Annotated in this window: 22 protein-coding genes and 3 pseudogenes; 2 read left to right on the forward strand and 23 right to left on the reverse strand. The window is 57.6% G+C overall.

Going from position 1 to position 23279, the window contains the following annotated elements; all coding sequences use genetic code 11:
* Positions 1-68: 68 nt before the first annotated feature.
* Positions 69-877 (reverse strand): annotated as a pseudogene (racE, locus tag PACILC2_RS12960) (glutamate racemase).
* Positions 878-1035: 158 nt separating this feature from the next.
* On the reverse strand, positions 1036-2334 hold the full coding sequence (locus PACILC2_RS12965; protein WP_062494274.1) for an alpha-glucosidase/alpha-galactosidase: 1299 nt from the start codon (positions 2332-2334) through the stop codon (positions 1036-1038).
* Between the two features lie 157 nt (positions 2335-2491).
* Between PACILC2_RS12965 and PACILC2_RS12970 the strand changes: the two genes are divergently transcribed.
* A complete protein-coding gene (locus PACILC2_RS12970; RefSeq protein WP_213529084.1) occupies positions 2492-3340 on the forward strand; it encodes an AraC family transcriptional regulator in 849 nt (282 codons plus the stop codon).
* Between the two features lie 119 nt (positions 3341-3459).
* Here PACILC2_RS12970 and PACILC2_RS12975 read toward each other — a convergent pair whose 3' ends face one another.
* The 4 genes and pseudogenes from PACILC2_RS12975 to PACILC2_RS12990 all read right to left on the reverse strand — a co-directional run bounded on the left by PACILC2_RS12975 (position 3460) and on the right by PACILC2_RS12990 (position 5503).
* Positions 3460-3927, reverse strand: a complete 468-nt coding sequence (locus tag PACILC2_RS12975; protein WP_062494278.1) for a YtxH domain-containing protein — start codon at positions 3925-3927, stop codon at positions 3460-3462.
* Between the two features lie 2 nt (positions 3928-3929).
* Positions 3930-4430, reverse strand: a complete 501-nt coding sequence (locus PACILC2_RS12980) for a hypothetical protein (RefSeq protein WP_213529085.1) — start codon at positions 4428-4430, stop codon at positions 3930-3932.
* A gap of 224 nt (positions 4431-4654) precedes the next feature.
* A pseudogene (locus PACILC2_RS12985) lies at positions 4655-5082 on the reverse strand (DUF86 domain-containing protein).
* A 133-nt stretch (positions 5083-5215) separates the two neighbouring features.
* Positions 5216-5503: a Dabb family protein gene (locus tag PACILC2_RS12990; protein ID WP_062494283.1), complete on the reverse strand. Its 288-nt coding sequence runs from the start codon at positions 5501-5503 to the stop codon at positions 5216-5218.
* 240 nt (positions 5504-5743) lie between these two features.
* On the opposite strand from PACILC2_RS12990, the gene PACILC2_RS26900 reads away from it, so the two are divergent.
* Positions 5744-5905: a hypothetical protein gene (locus PACILC2_RS26900; protein WP_244863477.1), complete on the forward strand. Its 162-nt coding sequence runs from the start codon at positions 5744-5746 to the stop codon at positions 5903-5905.
* 61 nt (positions 5906-5966) lie between these two features.
* Here PACILC2_RS26900 and PACILC2_RS13000 read toward each other — a convergent pair whose 3' ends face one another.
* The 17 genes and pseudogenes from PACILC2_RS13000 to PACILC2_RS13070 form a co-directional block, all read right to left on the reverse strand.
* The gene (locus tag PACILC2_RS13000; RefSeq protein WP_213529086.1) at positions 5967-6350 is read right to left on the reverse strand and encodes a cupredoxin domain-containing protein; all 384 of its coding nucleotides are present in this window, start codon (positions 6348-6350) and stop codon (positions 5967-5969) included.
* 173 nt (positions 6351-6523) lie between these two features.
* Positions 6524-6886, reverse strand: coding sequence for a YhjD family protein (locus PACILC2_RS13005; protein ID WP_244863478.1), 363 nt, complete (start codon positions 6884-6886; stop codon positions 6524-6526).
* A 76-nt stretch (positions 6887-6962) separates the two neighbouring features.
* Positions 6963-7394 carry a phage holin family protein gene (locus tag PACILC2_RS13010; protein ID WP_062494292.1) on the reverse strand — a complete coding sequence of 144 codons (432 nt, stop codon included), beginning with the start codon at positions 7392-7394 and terminating at the stop codon, positions 6963-6965.
* 159 nt (positions 7395-7553) lie between these two features.
* Complete coding sequence (locus PACILC2_RS13015) at positions 7554-7691, reverse strand: hypothetical protein (protein ID WP_213529087.1); 138 nt, start codon at positions 7689-7691, stop codon at positions 7554-7556.
* Positions 7692-7801: 110 nt separating this feature from the next.
* On the reverse strand, positions 7802-8551 hold the full coding sequence (locus PACILC2_RS13020) for an MBL fold metallo-hydrolase (protein WP_244863479.1): 750 nt from the start codon (positions 8549-8551) through the stop codon (positions 7802-7804).
* Between the two features lie 42 nt (positions 8552-8593).
* Positions 8594-9979 (reverse strand): N-acyl-D-glucosamine 2-epimerase, encoded by a 1386-nt coding sequence (locus PACILC2_RS13025; RefSeq protein WP_213529088.1) that lies wholly within the window; start codon positions 9977-9979, stop codon positions 8594-8596.
* 133 nt (positions 9980-10112) lie between these two features.
* A pseudogene (locus PACILC2_RS28695) lies at positions 10113-10361 on the reverse strand (ABC transporter permease subunit); the annotation flags it as partial.
* A complete protein-coding gene (locus PACILC2_RS13030; protein WP_307860579.1) occupies positions 10262-10879 on the reverse strand; it encodes a carbohydrate ABC transporter permease in 618 nt (205 codons plus the stop codon). The pseudogene PACILC2_RS28695 and the gene PACILC2_RS13030, both read right to left, overlap by 100 nt.
* A gap of 106 nt (positions 10880-10985) precedes the next feature.
* Positions 10986-11447 (reverse strand): carbohydrate ABC transporter permease, encoded by a 462-nt coding sequence (locus tag PACILC2_RS28700; protein ID WP_307860581.1) that lies wholly within the window; start codon positions 11445-11447, stop codon positions 10986-10988.
* On the reverse strand, positions 11408-11887 hold the full coding sequence (locus PACILC2_RS28705) for an ABC transporter permease family protein (RefSeq protein ID WP_307860580.1): 480 nt from the start codon (positions 11885-11887) through the stop codon (positions 11408-11410). Before PACILC2_RS28705 ends, PACILC2_RS28700 begins: the two co-directional genes overlap by 40 nt.
* Before the next feature lie 6 nt (positions 11888-11893).
* The gene (locus PACILC2_RS13040; RefSeq protein ID WP_213529089.1) at positions 11894-14443 is read right to left on the reverse strand and encodes a DUF5696 domain-containing protein; all 2550 of its coding nucleotides are present in this window, start codon (positions 14441-14443) and stop codon (positions 11894-11896) included.
* A gap of 6 nt (positions 14444-14449) precedes the next feature.
* A complete protein-coding gene (locus PACILC2_RS13045; protein WP_213529093.1) occupies positions 14450-16498 on the reverse strand; it encodes a YIP1 family protein in 2049 nt (682 codons plus the stop codon).
* A gap of 31 nt (positions 16499-16529) precedes the next feature.
* Entirely contained in the window at positions 16530-17417 is an 888-nt protein-coding gene (locus PACILC2_RS13050) for a carbohydrate ABC transporter permease (RefSeq protein WP_372447125.1), read from the reverse strand.
* Entirely contained in the window at positions 17407-18360 is a 954-nt protein-coding gene (locus tag PACILC2_RS13055; protein WP_062494304.1) for a carbohydrate ABC transporter permease, read from the reverse strand. The genes PACILC2_RS13050 and PACILC2_RS13055 overlap by 11 nt, the downstream gene beginning before the upstream one ends.
* 15 nt (positions 18361-18375) lie before the next feature.
* Positions 18376-19611: an ABC transporter substrate-binding protein gene (locus tag PACILC2_RS13060; RefSeq protein ID WP_213529090.1), complete on the reverse strand. Its 1236-nt coding sequence runs from the start codon at positions 19609-19611 to the stop codon at positions 18376-18378.
* Positions 19599-21260, reverse strand: a complete 1662-nt coding sequence (locus PACILC2_RS13065) for a carbohydrate-binding protein (RefSeq protein ID WP_213529091.1) — start codon at positions 21258-21260, stop codon at positions 19599-19601. Before PACILC2_RS13065 ends, PACILC2_RS13060 begins: the two co-directional genes overlap by 13 nt.
* Positions 21261-21350: 90 nt before the next feature.
* Complete coding sequence (locus PACILC2_RS13070) at positions 21351-22733, reverse strand: ABC transporter substrate-binding protein (protein WP_213529092.1); 1383 nt, start codon at positions 22731-22733, stop codon at positions 21351-21353.
* Between the last annotated feature and the right edge of the window lie 546 nt (positions 22734-23279).

The following is a 23279-nucleotide window of genomic DNA, read 5'->3' on the forward strand; positions in this document are numbered from 1 at the left end:
GGCAAAATAGAAAGCAAAAACAGCCGCCGACCCCGAACCCCGGGAGCGGCCTTTTTGCGGCTTTGCGTTTAACCGATTTTCGACACTTTCCATACGACAGGCGTCAGCCGAATTTCTTTCCCAAGCCATTGCTGGGCAATCTCTTTGAACATGCGCGGATCGCCGCTGCAAAAAATTGATGCACCGGAATCTCTTCGCCGTAAGCCAGCTTGCCCTTGTCATGCAGAATGGTGCTGATCTCGCGGGCCGTTTCATCGGCCGAGCTGATCAGCTCGACTTGCGGCCCCATCACTTCCGATATCGTATCGGACAGAAACGGATAGTGCGTGCAGCCGAGAATCAGGCAATCGATCGGCAGCTCGCGCAAATGGCCGATCGTGCGTTGGATCGTTTCATACGTTTCCGGCGAGCGGAAATTTCCTCTTTCGACGAGCGGAACAAAGGTCGGGCAAGCCTGGCTGTACACCTGGATGTGGGGCGAAAGCACCCTGAGCGCCACCTCATACGCGCCGCTGCGAATCGTCCCTTCCGTTCCGATTACGCCGACGAAACCGGTTTTGGTCTTGCCGACCGCGGCTCGCGCGCCGGGGTTGATGACGCCTGCGACCGGAATCGAAACGCGGGCGCGGATATCCTCAAGCGCCACCGCTGTCGCCGTATTGCAGGCGATCACGATCATTTTCGGATTGAACTGAATCAAGTAATCGACGATTTGCCTTGTAAAACGTCTGACTTCCTCTGGAGATCGCGGACCGTACGGCGTGCGGGCCGTGTCACCGAAATAGATGATTTTTTCCCGCGGCAGCTGACGCATTACTTCTTTGACCACAGTCAGACCGCCTACGCCGGAATCCAGAATAGCTATCGGTTGTTCCACTTACACACCGCTTTCTTGAACGAGATAAAAGAACAGAATAGCATATGAATGTATAGGGCAAAACGTACCTTCATCATAACGCATATCCGCCTGCCGTTCAAGAAAAGCGCCCGGCCGCGTCTTCCGTGAAAGACAACGGCCGGGCGAGGGCGGCGCGCTTAATGGAACTTGGGCAGCCAGTCGCCATGCGCTTCGATCAGATCGTCGCACAGCGAAATAATATCGTCAATCGACAGCTCCGCTGCCGTATGCGGGTCCAGCAACGCGGCGTGGTAAATATGCTCTTTGCGCTTCGTAACGGCCGCCTCCAGCGTCAGCAGTTGGGTATTGATATTCGTCCGGTTAAGCGCCGCCAGCTGCGGCGGCAAATCGCCGACATACGTCGGGGTGACGCCGCTGCGGTCGACGAGACAAGGCACTTCGACGCACGCTTCCTTCGGCAAATTCGTAATGAGGCCGGTATTCATGACGTTGCCGCCGATTTTGAACGGCACATTCGTCTCCATCGCCTCGAGCATGTACGAGGCGTATTCGTGCGAGCGGGTATGAGTCAAATCCTTGTTGTCCACCAATTGACTGCGCATTTTCTTCCAGCCCTCGATCTGGTTGATGCAGCGGCGCGGATATTCGTCGAGCGGAATATTGAATCGGTCGATCAGTTCCGGATAGTTCTTCTTGATAAAATACGGATGGTACTCGGCGTTATGCTCGGACGATTCGGTGACATAATAACCGAATTTGAGCATCAGCTCGAAACGGACCATATCATGGTGCTTCTCTTTCTGCTTTTCGGCGGCCCGGCGCTTGATCTCCGGATACAGATCCTCGCCGTCCTTCGTCACTTCGAGCAGCCATGCCATATGGTTGATGCCGGCGATCTTCGTCTTGACGCCTTTGTCGTCCATCCCGAGACTGCGGAACAGCCCCGGCACGCAGGCTTGCACGCTGTGGCAAAGACCGACCGTTTTGATGCCGCCGTATGTATTCATATAGTTGGTCAGCACGGCCATCGGATTGGTGTAGTTCAGGAACCACGCGTCCGGACATACTTCATGCATATCGCGGGCGAATTCCTCGAGCACCGGAATCGTGCGCAGATTGCGGAAAATGCCGCCGATCCCGACCGTATCCGCAATCGTTTGCCGGAGGCCGTATTTTTTCGGCACTTCAAAGTCGGTAATCGTGCACGGATCGTAGCCGCCGACCTGGATGGCATTGATGACGTAGGACGCGCCGCGAAGCGCTTCCTTGCGGTCGCTGTAGGCGCGGATCCGGCAGCCGCTGCCCGTCGTATGCTTCAGATTGTTCAGCATGTTTTCGGAATCGCGCAGCCGCTCGGCGTCGATATCGTACAACGCCAGTTCAAAATCTTGCAGCGCCGGCGTCAGCATGCAGTCGCCAAGCACGTTTTTCGCGAAGACGGTGCTGCCTGCGCCAAGGAATGTAATTTTCGGCATGTTCCGAGACCTCCTGAAAATGTAAATATCCGTTCTTCTCGAATATAGCCGAGAGGCTGCCGAAACGATATGGACGTTTATCGCTTTTATATGGACATTTGTAGTTTTTCGGGTTACGCTAGCGGTAAGAAAGGAAACGGAAAGGTCGGATTGCCCGATGAATCATTATATGATCTCGGTAGGCATCAACCCCTCCCAGGCGGACAAGGAATTGACCGTTATGTTCTGCGGCCAGGGGCAGCCGCTTCCCTCCCACAAAATCGGTCCCACCTTGCACGGTTATTATTTGGTCCATACCGTTACCGCGGGGCAAGGACACTTCGAAATGAAGGATAAAGCGTATACATGTAGGTCCGGGGACACGTTCTTCATTTATCCCGATGAGGTGGTCAGCTACCAGGCGGACGACCGCAATCCGTGGCAGTACCATTGGGTCGCGTTCAAAGGAGAAGGCGCGGAGCGGATTCTGTCCTCCATCGGCGTTACGCCCGATCATCCGATCATTCATTCCGCCAACTACAGCCGCCTAATCCGGATCTATCAGCGAATACGCCTTTATTTGCTGAAGGAGCGGCAGGAGGCGCTTGCCGATCTGGAAGCGGGCGGACTGTTTCGGCTGCTGCTCAAGCAGCTTGGCGAAGCCAATGCCGAACGGCTGCCCAATCCTTCCAAGCCGGCCTCCGATATGGAACGGCAAATCGGCCAGGCCGTCCGGTGGCTGACGGTGCAGTTCGCCGAACCGATATCGATCGATCAGATGTCCAAGGCGCTCGGCTATCACCGCACGCATCTGTCGAAAATGTTCAAACGGCATACCGGCATGTCACCGATGCAATATTTGCAGCATATCCGGATGGAACGGGCTAAGGAGCTCTTGGAGAGCCGGCTGACGATCGAACAAGTGGCCGCTTCCGTCGGCATCGGCGACGCGCTTTATTTTTCCAAAATGTTCCGCAAACGGTACGGCCTTTCCCCTACGGCTTACCGTTCCGCGCTTCGCCGGTAGCGGGCTGACCGGGTGCGCCGCAGCGCGCCGCCAAGAGGCGGGAGACGGTACCGGCAGTTCAAGGCGACAGCCGCATACCGCGCGGCTGCCGCCTCGTTCTTTGCCAATCAGCGGATCGTTTACAGCTCTTTATTTTGCTCCCGCTCGGCCTTATCCAACGTCTCCCGAAGCTCCTCTTCTGCCGGCACCGCCGTCAGTTCGTCGGACGCCTCTGTCAATTCGTCGGACGCCTCTGTCAGTTCGTCAGCCGTTTCCGTCAAAGCGGAAGCCGGAACGTTCGACGTAGAGACGACGCCTTCGCCACGCCAGCTTTTAACCTGCGAGATGACCTGGCTTGCCGTCTGCTTCGCCTTGTTGGTCAACTGCGCAGTCTGGCCGCTTACTTGACGGGAAATGCGCCCCGTCGTTTCGCACACCTGGCCGACGATGCGGGAAGAGGTTTCGCCCACCGCCCGCCCTCCTTCGGCTATATCTTTGCGCAGCTCCTTGCCGCTCTTCGGCGCCAGCAGCAGCGCCGTTACCGATCCGACCAGACTCCCTGCCAATGCGCCGATCCAGAAGCTTTTCGATTGATTTCGTTTTGCCATCGTTATACGCTCCTTTCGTTCTTATCGTGCCCTTCGCCCCGCCTTTGCGATACCCGGGAACGCATACCGGCCGACTCGCGCTGCGCTTGCAACAGCTGCCAGGCCGTCAAGCCGAGCTCCGCCCAATCCATCGCGTTTCCGATCGCTTCGCGGTATTGGCCGGCCGCCCGTTCCGCATGTCGGGCCGCAGAGTCCGCGAGCACGGATGATACGCGGTGGACGGCCCCCGCCACATGATTCGCCGAGTCGCCGAACCGTTCCACCGCCTCGAACAGCTTCGCCGTTCGTTCGATCTGCTGTTTCACTGCCGCGAACGTCTGGCCGGCCGGCACGACGGCTCCCCGGACGTCCGCCGCGAGCGCCTGAAGCTCGCGTTCCATCGTTTCCGCCGCCGCCTGCATTCTCGATATCCGATGCAGCATGGCGCGAAGAAAAATGAGACTGCCGACCGCCAAGGCGATGAAAGCGGCGGACGCGGCTGCGACGCTCCATGTGACAATCATGCCTGATTGCGCCTCCTTTCGCTCCGGCAAACCGGGCGAATGCCCAATTCGTATTGCCATTATAAGCAGATTGGGCTCGTCTTGACACAATGTCGAGGCGTCAAACGGCAAAAAAAAGAGACCGCTTGGCTCTTTGCTTTGAGCAATGCGGTCTCTTTTTCATAAATCAAATCGCGATAAATCCGGGGGAAATCCGCTTCTGGCGCGTCGGCAGGACGGCCAGACTACATGCCGCCAAGTTCGCTGCGCAAGTAGTCTTGCACCGCCGCCGCAAAATCGCGCATCAGCTGCGCCAGCCGAGGCGTCAGCGGGTGAAGCTCGACGCGCGGCCATTCATAATATTGCTGCACGAGCGGCCGGCGCAGCCGGACAAGCTCCACAAGCGGCTCATGCAGCGACGGCGGTATGACGCCCTCGCCGCCGATTATTTCAACGATATCCTCGTAACTGCTCGCGTCGCGCATCAAAATCCGTCGATCAGGAAGCTTCCGACGTCGGTTACCGTTTCGATTGCCAGGTGCAGCGCGCGCTCCTGGGCCAGTCCTTCCAGCAAGCTCCCCTGCCAGCCGGCCTGCAGCTGCTCGACGGCCCGGGCAAGCTCGGGAATCGCTTGCAGCCGTTTCTCGATTTGTTCCCGGTTCACATAGTACATATCGTTATTGCCCGCCTTTATTTTGCTTCTTCCTTGCTTTGCGCTTCAGCGCATAGACCATAATGATGCTGCTCAATATGATAACGAGCAGATAAGTCAGCATCTCATACACATCTCGCATGAAAGAACGCTCCTAAATGATGTAGTCGACGCTGACGGATGCTTCGCGCACCCGGGACATATGCTCGATCACCTTCTGATGCACGGGATGCACCTGGTACGCCTGAAGCGCCTCCAGCGAATCGAACGTCGTCGTCAGCGCGATATGGTACGACCTGTCGCTGTGCAGCACGTCGATGCCCACTTCGATCGATTTCAGTTCCGGTATCCGGCCTTCCATATCCCTCAGCACCTGGGCCGTCCGCTCGACATTTTCCGGACTGCCGTCTTTCAATTTGAACAGCACGATATGCTTAACCATCTGTTGTTACCTCTCCTTTTATCTGTCGCATGACAAGCATCCTTTTGTCACATAATAACTCATGCGGATGGCTTTCGGCAACCGGCCTGCGGCCGAATTGCCGCCCCGTGATCATCGGCACTGGACCAGAAGGGGACTTGATCGAATGCGGTATCCGGTTACCATTGCCGCGTCGCTGTTCGGCGTGGCGTTATGCCTGTTCAACGCGACAGGCTACGATCCACACAACTTTATTTTTTCATGTTCAGCATTCCGGCGTGGCTTGTCGACCTGTTCGTCGACGTGCACCGGGTCAGCGTCGTGCTTATGTATATCCTTACCGTGCTAAGCTGGGCTTTGATCGGATATATTGCGGACGTTCTCATTAATCGCGAACGGCACAGAAGACGGAGCGAGAGCTGACAGCAGACAGCCGGCCGCTCCGCATCATGAAGAAAGGAGCCCCGGGCGGGCTCCTTCGCATTTATTCGACAACAAGAACGGATTTCATCGTATCATGTCCTATGCCGCATGCGACGCTGCATTTGATTTCGTAAGTGCCGGGCTTGTCGAACGTGACGTCCTGCTGCAACTTGTCTCCTTGCAAATTGATGCCGAACTCGGCGATTTCAATGCCGTGAATGCCGCTCTTGTTCTGCAGTACAAGCCGTACCGTTTCGCCTGCTTTGACGCGGTACTCCGGCTTGTCGAACACGAAGTCGTTGGAAGCGACCACTTTCATCAGCGTAACGCCTTCCGGCAGCCCTTCGGTCTCATCCTTCGGCTTCTCCGGAAGAGAGAAGATGATGAGATAAACACTGAGCAGCGAGGCAAATATGAATACGACAAACATGATCCATTTTTGCATAACAACGTAATCCCCTTTGTCATCGAAATGTCTAACTCTTATAATACCCAACTTCCTCAAGCGTTCTCAACCATAAACAGGGGAAAAGAGGAAAGTTTTTTTGTCTTTTTGACAAATCGATGAACTTTTTCAATGCGCCAAATAGCTCCGCAGCAGCCGCTCGGACTCCGCTTTTACGAACGTCCAAAGCATGAAAAACGGTGGTGATAGCCTCGGCATATATACTGCGCGGACAAACCGTCCGACTCCCGGCGCTCCTCGTAAATCTTGATCCCCCGGCTGCGAAATTGCCGGCGGATCGCAGCCATCTCCAGCAGCACCCGGTCCTGCACGCCCCGCAGCATCGACTCGTACAAGCGCGGCAGCTTCATGCCGGAGGCGGCGACGGCGCGAATATCGTGATCCAGTATGCGCAGCGTAACGCCGAGCAGCACGTACCGTTTGACCTGATCCATCTCTTCCTCGGTATGGAGCGGCACGCGGGGATTCGGCTGCGCTGCGGCAGCGGACGGACGGGTATCGTTGATCACGGCCATGATTGCCACCCCTTCAAACAAATCGAACATTTGTTCTTATTATATCGGAAAACAGCTCGTTTATGCAAGCGGCGGATTACGGCCGCCGATCTGTCGAGGGGGTGTCGTCGTCATCGTCCGTGCGGTCCTTCAGCAGCGCAATCGACCTGCGCAGCGAATCGGGCAGCGGAAGGCCGAGCCGACCGTAATTTTCCACAATCGAGATCAATTCGTTCACAATATAGAAGTAGATGGCGGCGCCCATCGTCATCCCTTCGGTTCCCAGCAGCACATCGATGCGATGGGTGAGCATGATCACCAGCAATGTCAGCCCTTTGCGGGCCAGTCCCCACGCTCCCGTCAAGCTGCTGAGACCTTTCTTTTCCTTGAGAGAGGCGGCGATTCCCGTCACGTAATCGACCCCCATCGCCACCAGCAAAAATGTAAGCGTCTCCGGCCATACGCCGAATGAAAACGTAATGATCGAGCCAACCAACGCGCAAATCCCGCTGACCGTAAGCTGCTGCATTCCCCATCTCTCCTTATTTCCGAAGCATACAATATGATATGCAGCACGGGAGAAGGTTGTCCGTACTTTCATGCAGCGAACGACAGCGTCGTTGAACGACGGCCGCCGGTCCCAGGGTTCGGCTTATGAGCCCCGGTCCGGCGGTCGATCGGCATTTATTCACTTCGTTGTTACCTTGGCCATAGTCCATAGCGCCGGCTTCGTCCAGACGGCTCCCAAATATGGCTGCAGAAACGTTCCCGTCAGCCTTAACCGCTCCGCCGAAGCGAATGCCTCGCCGCTCTTGTCCGAAAGCATGCCGCTCTCTCCCTCCCCATGATCATCGTTGTTCCGGCCGCTCCTTTCTCACAGCTCCAGCTTCATCCCGTCGTAGGCGACGATGATGCCCTCGGGCTCGAAGATAGCCGTCAAATCGTCATGCATGAGTCCGATGTTATGGGAAAATGGGTGACGACGACGCGCGCGGCCGGAGCGAGCATCCCTTCGGCTCTCATCCGGTCCCGGATACCGATGGCCGCCTCGACGTTCAGATGGCTGCCGGTAAACGGCAAATTGCCGTTCGTGCAATCCAATATGACGAGATCGGCTCTCCGCCCCGCCATCCATGCCCACGTCTCCGCCGGCAGCAAGCCGGTGTCATGGCCGTAGAAGACGGTGCGCCCGCCTTTCTCGATCCAGAACAGCAGGCACGTTTCATCGGGATCGTGATTGGCCGGCAGCGCCGTCACTCGCGCATCGCCCGTATCCGCCGTCTCGAACAGCGCGATGCGGCGAAGCTGCAGACGCTCGCTGTCCGGCCGTCCGAGCGCGCCGCGGCAGACACGGACGGCCGCATCATGGCCGTAGACGCGCAGCGGTCCGTCCAGGCCGCGGGCGAAGACGGGAAGGCGCATCGCCAGCTCCGATGCCAGCAGATGGTCGGCATGCGTATGCGTAATGAACAGGTCGCGCACAAGGCCGAGATCGAGACCGTCACGCAATACGTGCATATACGTATCCGGGGGAAAATCGATTTTGAGCGTTCCGTCGATGATGGCCGAGCTGCGCGTCCGGATGTTCCGCCCTCCGAGCGTGCGGGCTTTGCCGCAGTGCTCGCAGCGGCAAAATACGCCGGGAAACCCTTCCGCAGCCGCGGTGCCGAGAAAATGGACGATCATGCTATCGCCTCCGATCGATTGCCAATCCGCTTATTCCCTCACTTATCCGGTCATTCCGCCGCTTCCGAGTTCCGCCGCTTCCGGGTCCGACACGCCGATGCAGGTGCCAGGAGCGACTTCGAGCGCCTTGTCCGGCGGGTACAGCATCAGCTCCGGCGTATCCGCCACTCCGCCGATTTCCAGCACGAACGGCTCCTCCGGCAGCGAATCGGCCCATAGCTTCACCCGGTTGCCGTCGACCGAAGCCCGCGTCCATTTCGCTTCCACGGGGCGAAGGCCGTCCGCCGTCCGCAGCTTGTAGCGCCGTATATCGCTTCCGGTCGCCGCGTCTATCCGCTTGCTGAAGCTGACGGTCACCGTGCCGTCGGACTTCCGCACCGCCCGCAGCGGCACCGGCGGACGTTCGTACATATAGCCGCCGATATGGTACTCGTACGCGGTCCAGGAGGCGAATCCGCAGGCGCGGACCGTCCGGCGGAAGGCGTCGAGCCATTCCCCGCCCTTCACCATGCCGCGCGCCGAACCGATGTCGGCCTGCACGGCGAGCGGGATGCGGGGATGGAAGTAGCGGATGCGGTCGACGAAATTTTTGTACCGGGTCACATAGTCCGGCGGCAGATCACCGCGTATCCAGTCCGGCCAATGCGTCTGCAAGTAATGGATGTCCGGCCGCACGCGGCCGATCATCGCCGCCGCGTCCAGCCCCTGCATCTCCCGCAGACGGTCGGCCGCATCCGCTCCGGCGTCGACGGCGAGCGACCAGGTCGCCACCAGAATGTCCGGCCTCGCGGCCCGGACGCCGCCGGCGCCGTTGATCAGCTCGTCAAGGAAGCCGTTCACCGCCTCGACGCGAAACTCGACCCATGCCCGGTACGTGTCGGGGTCGTTCAAATAATAGTCCGGCCGGGCGGGATCGCGGAAATCCGGCATCTCCCGCCCGTACCGTTCCCGGAACGCCCGCCTTGCCAGCGGACCGACGTCTCCGTATACGCCGCGCCGGATGCCGTCCCACTCGGGAAAGTACGGCTCGGCGATCTCGATGCCGTCGAACGGATAGTCGCGAACGAGGCGGGCAAGCGCCTCCTTCTTCCATGTCACGTACCCGTCGCTGAACGGCGACAGCCGGACATAGCCGTCCTCCGGCTCCTTCAGCAGCTCCATCCGCCAACTCGGCCATTCCGCCGGGAAGCGTTCCGTCGAATACGTGCCGTTGCCGAGCGTCATCGCCCATACGGCCATCCCCCGCCGGCGAAACGCGTCGATCAGTTCGCCGTCCACCCGGTTCTCGTTGACGACAAAATAATGGACGATCCGGTAGCCGGCCAGCCCGATCTCCTCGGCAATGCTGTCGGCCGTCCGGTTCAAATAATAGGGAAAGGCCGGATCGACCTGGATGCTCGGGCCGTAAATCGCTTCCGCCTTGGCCATTGCTTCTTCGCACCCTCCTTCCGTCAGCCGACGACGCCCGTCCGTTCGACGCTTTCCACAAAATATTTTGCGCGAACAGATACAGAACGAAAATCGGCAGTATCGCCATCAGCGTGCCGGTGTTCAAGTAAAGCGACGTATGCGCGACTCCCCCGACGTATTCGGGCCGTACGATGCCCGGCAGCAGGGCGAGCGTGCGGGACAGCAGCGTCGCATGCGGCGTGAACAGGTTGACGAAATAGCTGTCGTTCCACTGCCAGATGAACGAGAACAGCAGCACCGTCACGATCGACGGCGTCGCATTCGGCAGCATGACGCGGACGAACGTCTTGAGCACGCCCGCCCCGTCCACATAAGCGGCTTCCTCCAGCTCCTTCGGCAACGCCCGGAAAAACTGCCGGAAAATAAAGATGTACAAGCCGTTTTCAACCCCATGGCCAGCGCCGACGAAATAAAGAACGGCCAGTACGATTCCAGCAGATTGACGCCTTTCGAACCGGTGAACAGCCCGTAAATGCCGAACACATCGAAAAAGCGGTAATGCAGGTACGTCGGCACCATAATCGTCTGCGGCGGAATGACGATCGTAAAAACGACGAGCGCGAACAGGACGCCGCTGCCCCAAAATTTCAATCGCGCGAATCCGTAGCCGGCGAGCGCGCATGACACAAGCTGGAGAACCGCGACGCTGACGCTGAGCAGCAGCGTATTGGTGACGGCTGTGTAGTAATCCAGATATTCCATGACCCGCTTCACATTATCCAGCGTAAAGTTTCTCGGAATCCAGACGACGGTCGAGTCGAACAAATCTTCGCTGCTTTTGAAGGCGATCGAGATTTTGGTCATAATCGGGTACAAAATGATGAAGCTGATGCCGAAAAGCAGGACGGACCGGACCATGATCCACAGCCAGGTCTTCGTTTTTCCACCGGGTTGTAATGGCGGTTCCAGGCGGCAAGAGCGGCCGCCGCGCGACTTATTTCGGCTTTCAAAGGCCACCCCTCCCCTAATCGTTGTAATGAACGCGTCTGGTAATCAAGTAGGCCGAGACCGACAATATAATGGAAATGGTGATGAAATAGGCCCAGGACATCGCCGAGCTGACCCCGAAATTCAGCTGCACGAAAGCCGCGTCCTGGATCATGCCGGTCACGCCGTTGTTATAGAACGAATCGATAATGGTATAAATGGTGTTCGTCAAAATGAGCGGCGTAATCATCGGAAACGTAATTTTCCAGAACGCTTCGTAGCCTGTCGCCCCCTCGATTTTGGCCGCTTCGTACAAGGAAGGCGAAATCGACTGCAGTCCGGCCAGGAAGATCAGAATTTGCACGCCCGAAAGCGTAATGATCTGGTAAATGCGATCGACCGCGCCGCTCAAATAATCGACCGCATCCCGGCTCATCCCCGCTTCCAGCAGAAGCGGCCTCAGCTCGATGCTGCGCAGGCCCGAGTAGTTGCTTTCCATGTCCTGGCCGACCTGACCGATAATTTGGGCCAAATAATTTCCGCTGTCCAGCTGCGCGATAATGCCCGACGCCAGCACGACCGGCAGGAAGATGATCGCGCGGGCCAGCATTCGTCCCCTGAATTTCTGCGACAGCAGCGTTGCCGTGAACAGACTGAAAAAATAATGAGCGGAAGATTGGTCGCCATCGTGACGACGGCATCCGTCAGCACCCGGACAAACCAGGCATCCTGCATAAAAATATACCGGTAGTTCCGAAGCCCGACCCACTCCAGCGAATAGCCGTCGCTATCGATGGTCAGCTTGCTCAGGCTGAAGCGGAGCGAGCGGTAGAACGGAACGGCCATCAGCAGCAGAAAACCGATCAGCCAGGGGGCGACGAACAGGAAACCGAACAGCGCTTTTTTACGTTCAAGGGTCAACGGCTTCGGTTTGATCAAGACGCCTCACTCCTCCACCACGTAATCGCGCGGCCCGATGACGGCGCCGTCCGCGTTGGCCGATTTGCCGTTGTAGTTGACCGTTACTTTCAACCCGCCGCCGTATGTCGTGCGAAATACGCCTTCCGCCAGCTTCTCGTGCCGGACGATCGGCTTGCCCCGCACCTTCTTCAGCACGCCGTTTACCTCCCTGTACGCTTCTACCGCCTCGTCCAGCCACATTTCGCCGTTATGGGCGTACAAATCGTTGTACCGCGTATTTTTCAGAATGGCCGGATCCTCCAGGATCCAGCTGTAATAAACGGACGATCCGGTTTCCAGCGACTTCAGCACATTGATGCGCGTATCCTGGTCTTCCGCCAAATTGTACGGCTTGCCCGCGTAATCGATATACCCGTGCAGCACCATCTGGTAGAACGGCACCGATTCCATGGCGAGCTTGTAGCCGCTGCCCGTTAACGGAACGTCAAGCACGTGCCGGACGTACGGGAGCAGATAAGCGTTGCCTCCGCTGATCATCAGATCGGGCGCCGCCTCGCGAATACGGGCCGCCTCGCGGACGACGATCCGTTTGGCCTCCTCGCGCAGCACTTCGCCTCTCAGGCGGAAATCGGAATACAGCTCGCCGCCCAAATCGCGGAGCGACAGCGTTCCCGGGTTGTACTTGCCGTAATCGCCCAAAAACCGGGCGACGGTATCTCCCAAAGCGGAAGGGGAGAGCAAATAATGGGAGAATCGCCTGTAATCTTTCTGATAGGTCGCTTCCAAAAACTCATAAACTTTCACGAATCTTCGGGAAATGAGCTGCGCCGCGTCGGCCGACGGCCTGAAGCCGTTGCCGGAACGGTACACCCGCATAAACGCGACGTCCGGATACAGCGCTCCTCCGCCTTCCTTGAGCCGGTTCGCCAGCGCCTCCCACTCTTGCTGCGAACCTAGCTTTCCGTCGCGCTTGATATCGTCCGGAAATTGATGCCGCACCCCGTTGTTGAACCATCCCGAATATTTCAGGCGCACATTGTCGACGTTCCCGGCATTCAGCTTCTCGACCAGTTCAACAGCCTGACGGTATGTGCTGAGCGGAACGAGCGTTTCGTACGGTACGCCCAGAAACGACCGCTGCTTCGGGACACCGCCTGCCAGCTCGACGTAGAACGGCGAATCCCCTTCCGGCGAAAGCGGAACGAAGCCGTGCTTCTTTTCCAGATAACCGCGATAATAGGAAGCCATTCCGGAATAATCGGCGTTTTCGCCTTCGAGAAAGGCGTACCGGATGCTCAGCAGCCCCTTGTAGCCGTTCTTCGGCGTTTTGATCATCGCTTCGTTCTGGCTCAGCCGCACCGTATCGCGCGGCAGCAGCGTAAATTGCGCGCCGACGGTATTGTAATCGTGAAGGCGTCCGGCTATATCGGCGGTAAGCCGGGCCATCGCGTCTCCCTCCTCGATCACGGCCAGAAACGCGCTGCCGTTCTTCCGCATACCGAATACCGGCATCCGGCTCGTCTCGAATTGGCTGATCTTCTCGTCAACGGCTATCGCCCCGTCGTCGCCGTATATCGGAATGACGATCGGCTGCGCCCAATTTTTCCCGCTGTTGAGTTCCATCAGCGCCCCGGAACCGTCCGGCAGAAAAATATAGCCGCTATCGGCTTTCCCCGCCGCTCCGAAGTTGTTCAGCAAGCCGAGCGAATACAGGCGGAACGGCGGCGTCCCTTCTACGATGGCCGAAGCGTCGACCGTTGCGACGAGTTCCCCGCCGTCCAGCCTGTATGTCAACGGCACCGTAAATTTCGGATTGGCCGCAGCGCCCTCGCCGCCGGCGGCATCCGCATTATCGATCGCCAAATCCTCCGCCGTATAACCGGCCTTCTCGAACAGCTCGACAAGCCGCTTGACCGCCGAATTCGGGATTTCACGGCGCACGTAAACGCCTGCCTTGTCGTCGAGCTTGAAACGGGAAATGACCGCGTCCTTGTCCTTCTGATCGGCGAGCGCGCTGAGCAGCTTGTCTTCGAAGCGTTCTTTCGACATTTGCGTCGGAATCGATTCCAGCCCTTTCTCCGGGCTGCCGAATTGGAAGGTGACCGTCACTTCCTGCTCGCTGCGCTTGATCTCAAACTGGTTGTATCGGACGCTGTCATTGAAGCTGTCGTATTCCTTCGTTTGACCGTTGTGCGTCAAATAAGTCAGCGCGAGCTGCGCGCCGAGCCGCCCCTTCAAATTCGGCGTCGCGAGCGAATCGCTCTCCCGGTCTTCCGGATTGGAACGCCAGATCGTGCCGCTTGCTTTGTGCAGGACGGCGATTTCGGCCGTTGTGCGGCTGATATAAAGACGAAGCTGCTTGCTTTCCAGCACCGCTTCCATGCCGGGGATCGGCTCCGCATCGGGCGATACCGGCATGGCGTCCCGAGATTCCTCGGCCGCCGCCTGCCTCCCGTCGAGAGGCACCGCGGACGCGGGATCGGCCGGCTCGGGCGAGCAGCCCGCGGCGAGCGCGGCCAGGACGATGACCGGCAGCATCAGAAGAGGGCGGATAGCCGGCAGATGCCGTTTCATACGTCATCACTCCCCGATCCTGAATGAAATTTCCTTGTAGATCGTCATGCCGAACGACAGCATTTGCTGGGCCAGACTGAACACGAGCAGCCCGAGAAAGACGAAGATGCCGATTACGACAAGCGTCAGCAGCATCGTCACGATCGTCTTCCCGACCGTGTACTGATGCACGGTCATCATCCCGACGAACAGCAGGCCGATGAACCAGCCGTAAGCGACCGATTCGATAAAATAATAGAAGGAGCCTTCCTGCACCGTCATCACGTTGGACAGGACGATAAGCAGCGGCTGCGCGAGCACGATCGGCACGAGCGCATAACCGGTCGCCACGACGATCTCGCCGAACTTGCCTTCCCCGTCCATCAGCGTCGTGAGCGACCAGTTGGCGATGCACCAGAGGAAGAACGGCAGCACGATAAATTTCAGCTCATCGATAATGCTCGCTTCGAAGGTGACATCCGGGTTGAAAATAAATCCGCTCAGCTGCTGCTTCAGAAGAAACAATACGGACAGCAGGACAAGCAGCGCCAGCGTGAACCAGATTTTCCCCTTTCGCTCGTATTTCAGATCCCAGAACCCTTTGAACGGATGGAAGATGGTATACCACGCCATACCGACCGTTCCCGGCTCCCCCGCGCGGTGGCGGACAAGCCGCCTTCCGACAAGCAGCAGCGCCGCGATTACGAGCAAAGCGGTCGCGATGAAGCTGAAGTTCTGCCACATCCAGTCTTTGCGGTAGCGCTCGAACGCGCGGGAGTAATATTCGCGGTGCATTCCGTTGAAGAAGCTGTCCATCGCCTCTCGATTGCTGCCCTGACGCAGCTCCGCCTTGCCGATTCCGAGATAAGCGATTTCGAGATTGCTGTTCAGCTTCTGCGCTTCCTTCCAGGCAGCGACCGCTTTCTCTTCCTCGCCGTTGTCGGTGTAGATGACGGCATTGCGGATCATTCTGCCGTACCGCGTCGGCTCGAAGATAACGAGACTTCCGATCCCTTTGTCCAGCACGACGACCTTCTCGCCCAGCATCGCGAGATCGGACGGGGTGCGGAAGCCGCCAAGCTGTTCCCCCAGCTGGCCGAACGCATACATCAGCTTGCCGTCCCGGTCGTAGGTGAAGACGCGTCCCCGCTTGCCGTCCAATATGCTGTAGATGCCGTTTCGATCGACGGCAACCGCGATCATCGAGGACGGCCCGATGCGCGTGCCGTTGAACGTAATCCAGATGTCGCCCTTCGGCGGGAAGTAGCCGTCCCGCTTCAGCACATCGACCCCCGACGGGTTGAGACGCTTGACCGGCTCGTCGGTGAAGCCTTCGGCCGTCGTGGTATAAATAAATCCTTCCGCATCGATATCCACATTGTTGAACTCTTCCGGAATATTAAGCGCCATCTTGCTCCGCTGCTCTTCTGTCATCAGCCGGCGCCAGAACATGTCGATCGGATTGAAGGTCACTTTGTTCGTTCCGATGAAGCCGGTAAATTTGCCGCCGGAATCAAACTGCATAATGCCGTCGAATACGCCTTTGCTGACGACGTACATGCGGTTCGCGGAATCGACGACCAGCTTCACCGGCACATATCGGAGGCTGCTGCGCAGCACATCCGAATCGGGCGCGCCGATTTCCCGGACGAACGCCCCTTCGGTCGTCAGCTCCACGATGCGCGCATTGCCCGTGTCGGCGACGAACAGCCGGGAATCGTCCTTGACGAATACGCCATGCGGCTCGGCCAGCGCATCCTCTTTGCCGTTATGGTCGAATTTGTCGATGACGCGAACGAGGTTGAACTCGTCGTTCAACACGACGATCCGGTTGTTGCGCGTGTCCGCGATGTAGATCATGCCGGCCGGCGTAATGAACAGATCTTCCGGCGACTGCAGAGGGCCGGCGCCAAGCCGGTCGCCGTCGAGCTGGAAGGACGGCAAGTAAGCGTTCGGCGCGGGCGTGACGTCTCCCCAGAACGAGTAATTGTATCCCCGATAGGGAGCGGCAGCCGCCGACGGCGCCGTTTCGGCCATCGCCGCCAAAGACAGGAGGAGCAGCAGCAGCCATCGCATTCGTTTCACGGTTACGCTTCTCCTTTCCTGTTCAATCTTTCATGCCGGAAGTGGACATCGTCTGAATGACGCTGCTCTGCGACAACGTAAAGATGGTGATCGGTACGAGCAGAAGCAGCAGCTGCGCCGCCATCGACGGGCCGATCCGGACGATGCCTCCGGCCAATATTTGGCCGAGCGCGTAATCGATCGTCTTCAGCTGCTCGCTGTAAATGTACATGGAACCGGCCGCGCCGCCCGCGCCCCATAATCCCTGAAACGAAAATATGATGAGCGTCAGCCAGGCCGGCTTGACGACCGGCATGATGATGTTCCAGAAAATGCGGAATTCGCTGCAGCCGTCGATCTCCGCCGCCTCGATCAGCGCATCCGGCACCTGCTCCATAAATTGCTTCATTAAATAGAGGCCGAGCGACGAGCCGATGGCCGGAACGATAACGGCCCAATGGGTGTCCAGCATGCCGAGCCACGACATCGTCATATAGTTGGTAATCTGGGTAACCGTGGCGGAAAACATCAAGGAGAGCACCACGACGGTGAACAGAAAGCCTCTCCCCGGAAACTTCCGCTTGGCCAGCGGATAAGCCGCCAGCGAGGCGATGACGACGTGTCCCGCCGTGCCGAGGACGGCGATAAACATCGTATTAAACAAATACCGCGTGGCCGGAACCCATGATCCTTGAAGCAAATAATAAAGATCGGTGAAATTGTCGAGCGTCGGGTTGCGGACGAAAAACTTCGGCGGAAACTGCAAAATCTCGTTAATCGGTTTGAACGCGTTGCTGATGACAAACAGAAGCGGCATCGCCATGAAGCATCCGACAAGGGCCAGCAGCACGAACAGCGAGATGTCGCCGTAGAGCGACCGGCTCACTTTTTGCGGCGAAGTCTGAAACGGAATGTCATCGTCAATCACCAACCTTTGACAGCAGCCTGCGGACGATCAGGTTCGAACCGAGCATAAGCGCGAACAGGACGGTCGCAATCGCGGAAGCATACCCCATCTCGTAACGTATGGAACCGTAGTCCATCAGATGCGTCACAATCGTATGGCCGGCGTACTGGACGCTCGGGAACCCGGCCAGCTGCGTCGCCACCTCCGCCACGGCAAAGGAAGACGTGATTTGAATAACCGCTCCGAACAAAAGCATCGGCCGCATCGACGGAAGCGTAATATACCATAGCTCCTGCCAGCGGTTGCGAATGCCGTCGATCGCGCCCGCCTCGAACAACGTCTTGTCCATCGTCTGCAGGCCGGCGATGAACGCCAGGAAGCTTGTTCCGAGACTGAGCCACAGCTGCACGATAATAATGATCGTCATAATGTATTTCGGGTCTTTCAGCCATAGAATCGGCTCGAGAATGATTCTCCACTTGATCAGAAACGCGTTGATGTAGCCGTAAGAATCGCTGCTGAACAGCAGCGTCCATACGATGAATGCATTGCCGGACAGTGCCGGCGCATAGAACACAAGCGTTGCAATGGCGCGAATTTTCGGAGACAGCTCGTTAATAATCCAGGCCAGCACGAAACAGGCGATGTAGCTGATCGGGCCGGTAATGGCGGCAAACAGCAAGGTGTTTTTCAGCGCGATCAAAAACACGTCGTCGCGGACGAACAGGCGGGCGTAATTGCTCCAGCCGACGCCTTCCGGCCATTGCAGCATGTTGAAATTCGTAAAGCTGACCAGAAGCGACAGTACGACGGGAAGAACGGTAAATGTGAAAAATATAAGGAAATACGGCGCCAGCATCAAATAAATCGACCGGTTCCGCACAACCTCCTTCCAGACCGTTCGCAGCCGCACCGGCAGCAAGCGGACGGCATCCGCCCCCTTCGTCCTTCGTTCCAGCACGGGCATAAGGGCCTCTCCCTTCTACTTGGTCGGCAGATTGAATTCCTTGCGTTTGATGGTGATCTCTTCGTTGATCGTCCGGACGTAATTTTCCAGCGTTTCCCTGGGCTCGCTGCCGTCATTGTAAACTTCATAGAACGCGTTGTTCAGATGCCGGTCAAGCGAATAACCACCCGGTACGGCCGGTCTGCCCCGAATCCATTCGAACTGGTCCATCAGGCTCCGGTATTCGCGAGAAGACCACGGCAGCATCCGGATCGCTTCCAGGTTGGCCGCCGCGTAGCGGGCCGATTCGCCCAGAATCGCTTCCATCTCCCGCCCGAATGTCGCCTGAGCCTCCGCGCCGGTCCACCATTTCAGAAACGTCCAAGCCGCTTCCTTCCGGTCCGAATTGTTAAAGATGACGGTGCCCGTAGCGGTCGTCAGCGCATCCCGGCGAATCGTTCCGTCCGCCTGTTTCGTGCCCGGAAGCGGCGTGAAATCCCATTGCCCGCGAATTTCAGGCGCAAAAATTTTAAGGAAGTTGTATGTCGTGTAATCCGCAATGCCGATCGGCATTTCCCCGGTCCGAAAACGGTTGATAAAATCGAATTCAAGCGGCAGCTTGTAGTTGGTGTAAAGCTCCGTCCATTTGCGGAACGTCTCGATCCCTGCCGGTGAATCCAGATCGGTGGCGATGCCGTCGCCCTGGTAGTAAGCGCCTCCCGCCTGATAAAGCATCGTTTCGAATACGATGGTGAAAGGAAGCGCCAGCTCCATGTTGTTTTTCTGCAGCTCGGGAATGATCCGGTACATGTCCTCCCAGGTGTCCGGAACTTCTAGCCCGAGATTGTCCAGAATGTCTTTGCGGTAAAAGAGCATCGGAAACGACTGCGTCTCCGGCAAGGCATAGATGCCGTTCCGGTACGTAAATCCGGTGAAGGCGCTGTCCATGAACTGGCTCCGCACTTCTCCGAAATCCGGGAATGCCGTCAAATCCTGCACCGCGCCCCGCATCGCGAAGTTGATAATGTCCGGCATCGAGAGCGCGACGTCGGGTCCCTTCCCGGCAAGCGTAGCCGGCATGACGACAGCCGGATTGACCAGCTGCAAGTCGATCTCGATTCCCGTCTCGGGCGTAAACATGCTGTCGATCATCGAGCGGAGCAGCTGCGCCTGATCGCGCCCCGAGCCGATCCAGACCGTTACGGCCTGACCGCCGCCCTCGCCGCTGTCGACCGCGTTGTAATCTTCGGTAAAAGATTTCAGAAAGGCCATCGCCTCATGCCACATTTCCCCGAGGAAACCGGCATTCGCCCGCGGCATCGCCACGTCGGGCGATTTGAAAAGAGGTAGTCGATCGTCAGCGGCTGTTCGTTGACGCTGAGCAGCCACGTTCCGAGCGAGCTGACGTTGTCCTTGAACTGTTTGAGCCGGGAGGCGATCGTCTCCGACCGGTCGCCGAGATCGGCAAGCTGATAGGCGGTCGTCCTTAATATGGTCGTGCTGCTGCTCGTGCCGCCGACCATCTCGTCCATCCGGTCGGCCGCGCGGTTCAGCGCTTCGCTCTCCTCGCGAAAAATTCGCTCCATGTCCGGAATTTGCGAATCCAGCTGATAATCGCGGTACGGGTCCGGCACGGAACCGGTAATCATCACAATTTTCAAATAAAGTTCGTTTAACCGCCGAATGCTCGAGCGGACCATCCGGATCGTATCGGACAGTTCGCCCATCGTCAGCTCGAGACGCACCGTATGCTTGCCTTCGGTCAGCGCAAAAAGGTAAGGCTCGCCGCCGCTCCCGGGCATGCCGAGCTGCCATTCCCCGCCGTAGCGGAACGGCACCGCTTCCGCTTCCTTGAACGGCACTTTGCCGTCGATATACATTTTCCGGACGACGTTGACGCCGCGAACCGTGTTTTGCATATACCGCACGCCGAACTGATACAACCCGTCCTCGGGAATGTCGAACTCCCATTCCAGCCACTGCCCCGGCGTTTTCCAGTTGACGCCTCCGATCGCGTTCATCCGGATTTTCGACACATGATACGGCTCCGTCGCCGGACTGGTCCGGTCGTTAATCGGATACAGGGAAGGGTTCGATTTGAGCGCCGCATCTTCGCCCTGCACTTTGACCATAACGCCGCTTGTCGTTTCGAACCCTGCCTCGGCATAGGCGGCGCTGATCTCGGCATAGGCAGGCACGGCATCCTCCTGGTACAAGAGGAGATAGTCGACCGTCAACGGTTCGCGAAGCGATTGCAGCGTGATGCGATGGCTGCCTTTCGTCAAATAGAACAAAAACGGTTCGTCGTAATAGCCGTCCGCATCGCGCAGTACCGCATCCTGCCATTGCGGCTGCTCGACCTGCGCGGGCCGCCGTTCGTTCCCCCGCGCATCCCGCTCGATCGTATCCGCTTCATTGCGCCAGACGCGGCTGAAGACAAGCCGTCCCGCCTCCTCGAACGGAAGCTGTCCGTCGATCGTCAGCTCCCGTTCGATCGGAGAGCTGCTCCCGGGCTCGGGGTAATAGCGAAGGCCGATATTGTACAGCCCGTCCTCCGGCACATCGATATCCCAATGGATCGCGCCGCTTTCGGCCGTACGGACGACAGGACCCGTCGCGCCCTCGAACTGCTGCAGCACTTCGGCTTCCATCCCGTCTGTCGCGGCGAACGTCTCCGCTTCGATGACGATGCGGATCGAGGGACGGGCCTGCTGAGCATGGCGGGTCATATAGGCTTCGTACCGGTCCTGCTCCGCCTCGGCGGACAGCCCGGTTGCGGCGTCCGTCCGGGGAGATGCCGGCTCCAGTATATGTCCGTTCCCCGAAGCGGAATTTCCGGGCAGCAGAGAGGCGATTGCAGCCCATGCGATCAGGACGACCGCAGCCGCGGCGATCAATTGATTTCTCGTCCTCTTGTGCACGCGCACCCCTCATTCCTACATCTTTCGTTCGGACAAGCATCTTGACGCTGGCGAGGGAACCCCGGCCGGCGGCGGTTCCCTCTCGTTCGTTTACGGCTTCGTGTTCAAATTCTGGTCGAGCGAATCTTGCGCCACCTGTTTGACCCGTTCCAGCGCCGCTTCCGGCGTTTCGCCGTTGTTGACGATTCCCCACGCGGCATCGCCAACAGCGCCGCCGGTCGCATTAAAGAACGGTGTCACGATATCCGTAATTTTCACCATCAGCTCGACGTCCTTCTCGTCGGCCAGCCGCTGCTTCTCGGCGTCCTCGCGTTTCGCGTTCTCGACCCGGTCCCACAGCACGAGATCCTGCCAGATCTGGGCCGTTTCTTTCGGATGCTTCGCATTCGCGGGCATGTACCAGAGCACGAAGTTTTCGATCGTATTGGAATATTCCGTCGCTTTCGGCCCTTTCGGAAAATAAACGAAGCCCTGCTCGTCGGTCATATCTTTGCGTTCCGCGCCTTCCCACAGCTCGCCGTTAATCATGGCCGCTTTGCCGCTGCTGAATACGGTTTGCGATTCGGTGTAGTCGTCGAACGAATTGTGCGTGTTCGGCAGCACGACCTTGTGAACATTGAACAGATCGCCCAGGAAGCGGAGCGCTTCCAGCGTGTTCGGATTGTCGTGCGAGAAGACGTATTTGCCGTCCTTGAGCTCGTAGTAATTGCCGTTATTGGAATAGACCAGCAGCCTTGTCAGGTTGCCGAGATAGGTCGTCATCCCCCATTGGTCGACAACGCCGTCGCCGTCCGTATCTTTGGTCGCCCGCTTGGCAATGTCAAGAAACGAATCCCAGTTCCACTTGTCCTGCTCGATCAGATCGTGCGGATCGGGCAAGCCTTCGCGCTCGAACAGTGTCTTGTTGTAATACAGTCCGGTACTGCCCGTAATCTTGTCGGTAAAGCCGTATTGCTTGCCCTCGAACGAACCGTTCTCTTTCATGTTCACCGGCCATTTCGGATCGTTCATGTCGAACAGATCGTCGACCGGAAGGAGCAGCCCCTGCCGAATCAGCGGAATGGCGTGATACAGATCAAGCGCCACCAGATCCGCGACCGGCTCGCCGGCAAGCGCGGCGTTCGTAATCATCGTCGGCGGCTCGCCCCACGGTACTTTTACCCATTCGATGTTGACATTGTACTTCTCTTCGATTTCTTTCTCTCTCGCCACCGCAAGATCGCCTTCCTGCGTTCCTTCCTGCGGGCCGTCGATCCAGTGAACCATCTTGATGGTATAGCCGTTCATGTCGATGGCTGGCACTTCGGGCGCCGGCGGCTCTTCCTCTTCAGGCGTCTGCGATTCGGCCTCGGTCTGTTCGCCTGTCTGTTCCGCAGCGGGAGGCGTCTCCGACTCTTCGGTTTTGCTGCAGGCAGGCGCAGCGATCAAAACAAGCGCCAACAGAAACAACATCACGACCTTCATTTGCTTCATGGTTCGTTTTCCCCTCCGATTTGTAGAAGATAAATCCTTTTCACCGTGAAAGTGACGATGAATCACCCCCTATCAGAGTTGAACCTTACAAAATAACGTCGAATTACCGTTCTATATCAGAATTAAAAACACGAAATTAGGCGTAATTAATTTACATAATAAATATTTAATAGAATAATTTAACTTTCAATGAACAAATATATGCGCGAAATGATGCAACGAAAAAGATCGGATTTCACATCTTTTGCCGCTTCACACGCGCCTTTATTTATCCCGCAGCCTTCTAAAACGGAAAACGGATACATTATAAATAAAACAGACAGAAATCAAGCATAAGCAAGTATCGCGAGAAGAAACCGGTTGGTAATTCTGGAGGTTAAAAGTTAAATGGCAAGGATGTCTGAAGTCGTTGCAAGCTCTTGTTATCATGGAGGCAGTATGTAAACCGATTAACAATCGCCTGCTGAGGTTCTGAAGCTATCTTAACACAGTATAAATAAATATTCCACTAAAAATGAAAATAAAATCAATCCAGCCACGTACGTC

The sequence above is a fragment of the Paenibacillus cisolokensis genome (assembly GCF_018403665.1).
In the GTDB taxonomy this organism is placed as follows: Bacteria; Bacillota; Bacilli; order Paenibacillales; family Paenibacillaceae; genus Paenibacillus_AH; species Paenibacillus_AH cisolokensis.

Bases quoted from the DNA above. Each gene is read 5' to 3' on its own strand.
- PACILC2_RS13055 (WP_062494304.1), bottom strand. From the start codon at position 18,360: ATGCCCGTGCTGGAACGAAGGACGAAGGGGGCGGATGCCGTCCGCTTG.
- PACILC2_RS12990 (WP_062494283.1), bottom strand. From the start codon at position 5,503: ATGGTTAAGCATATCGTGCTGTTCAAATTGAAAGACGGCAGTCCGGAA.
- PACILC2_RS12980 (WP_213529085.1), bottom strand. From the start codon at position 4,430: ATGATTGTCACATGGAGCGTCGCAGCCGCGTCCGCCGCTTTCATCGCC.
- PACILC2_RS13070 (WP_213529092.1), bottom strand. From the start codon at position 22,733: ATGAAGCAAATGAAGGTCGTGATGTTGTTTCTGTTGGCGCTTGTTTTG.
- PACILC2_RS13005 (WP_244863478.1), bottom strand. From the start codon at position 6,886: ATGGCCGTGATCAACGATACCCGTCCGTCCGCTGCCGCAGCGCAGCCG.
- PACILC2_RS26900 (WP_244863477.1), top strand. From the start codon at position 5,744: ATGTTCAGCATTCCGGCGTGGCTTGTCGACCTGTTCGTCGACGTGCAC.
- PACILC2_RS13010 (WP_062494292.1), bottom strand. From the start codon at position 7,394: ATGCAGCAGCTTACGGTCAGCGGGATTTGCGCGTTGGTTGGCTCGATC.
- PACILC2_RS12965 (WP_062494274.1), bottom strand. From the start codon at position 2,334: ATGCCGAAAATTACATTCCTTGGCGCAGGCAGCACCGTCTTCGCGAAA.
- PACILC2_RS13045 (WP_213529093.1), bottom strand. From the start codon at position 16,498: ATGCGATGGCTGCTGCTGCTCCTCCTGTCTTTGGCGGCGATGGCCGAA.
- PACILC2_RS12970 (WP_213529084.1), top strand. From the start codon at position 2,492: ATGAATCATTATATGATCTCGGTAGGCATCAACCCCTCCCAGGCGGAC.
- PACILC2_RS13020 (WP_244863479.1), bottom strand. From the start codon at position 8,551: ATGATCGTCCATTTTCTCGGCACCGCGGCTGCGGAAGGGTTTCCCGGC.
- PACILC2_RS28700 (WP_307860581.1), bottom strand. From the start codon at position 11,447: ATGGAAAGCAACTACTCGGGCCTGCGCAGCATCGAGCTGAGGCCGCTT.
- PACILC2_RS13040 (WP_213529089.1), bottom strand. From the start codon at position 14,443: ATGAAACGGCATCTGCCGGCTATCCGCCCTCTTCTGATGCTGCCGGTC.
- PACILC2_RS13015 (WP_213529087.1), bottom strand. From the start codon at position 7,691: ATGCTTTCGGACAAGAGCGGCGAGGCATTCGCTTCGGCGGAGCGGTTA.
- PACILC2_RS13000 (WP_213529086.1), bottom strand. From the start codon at position 6,350: ATGCAAAAATGGATCATGTTTGTCGTATTCATATTTGCCTCGCTGCTC.
- PACILC2_RS13060 (WP_213529090.1), bottom strand. From the start codon at position 19,611: ATGGCCTTTCTGAAATCTTTTACCGAAGATTACAACGCGGTCGACAGC.
- PACILC2_RS13025 (WP_213529088.1), bottom strand. From the start codon at position 9,979: ATGGCCAAGGCGGAAGCGATTTACGGCCCGAGCATCCAGGTCGATCCG.
- PACILC2_RS13030 (WP_307860579.1), bottom strand. From the start codon at position 10,879: ATGGTCCGGTCCGTCCTGCTTTTCGGCATCAGCTTCATCATTTTGTAC.
- PACILC2_RS12975 (WP_062494278.1), bottom strand. From the start codon at position 3,927: ATGGCAAAACGAAATCAATCGAAAAGCTTCTGGATCGGCGCATTGGCA.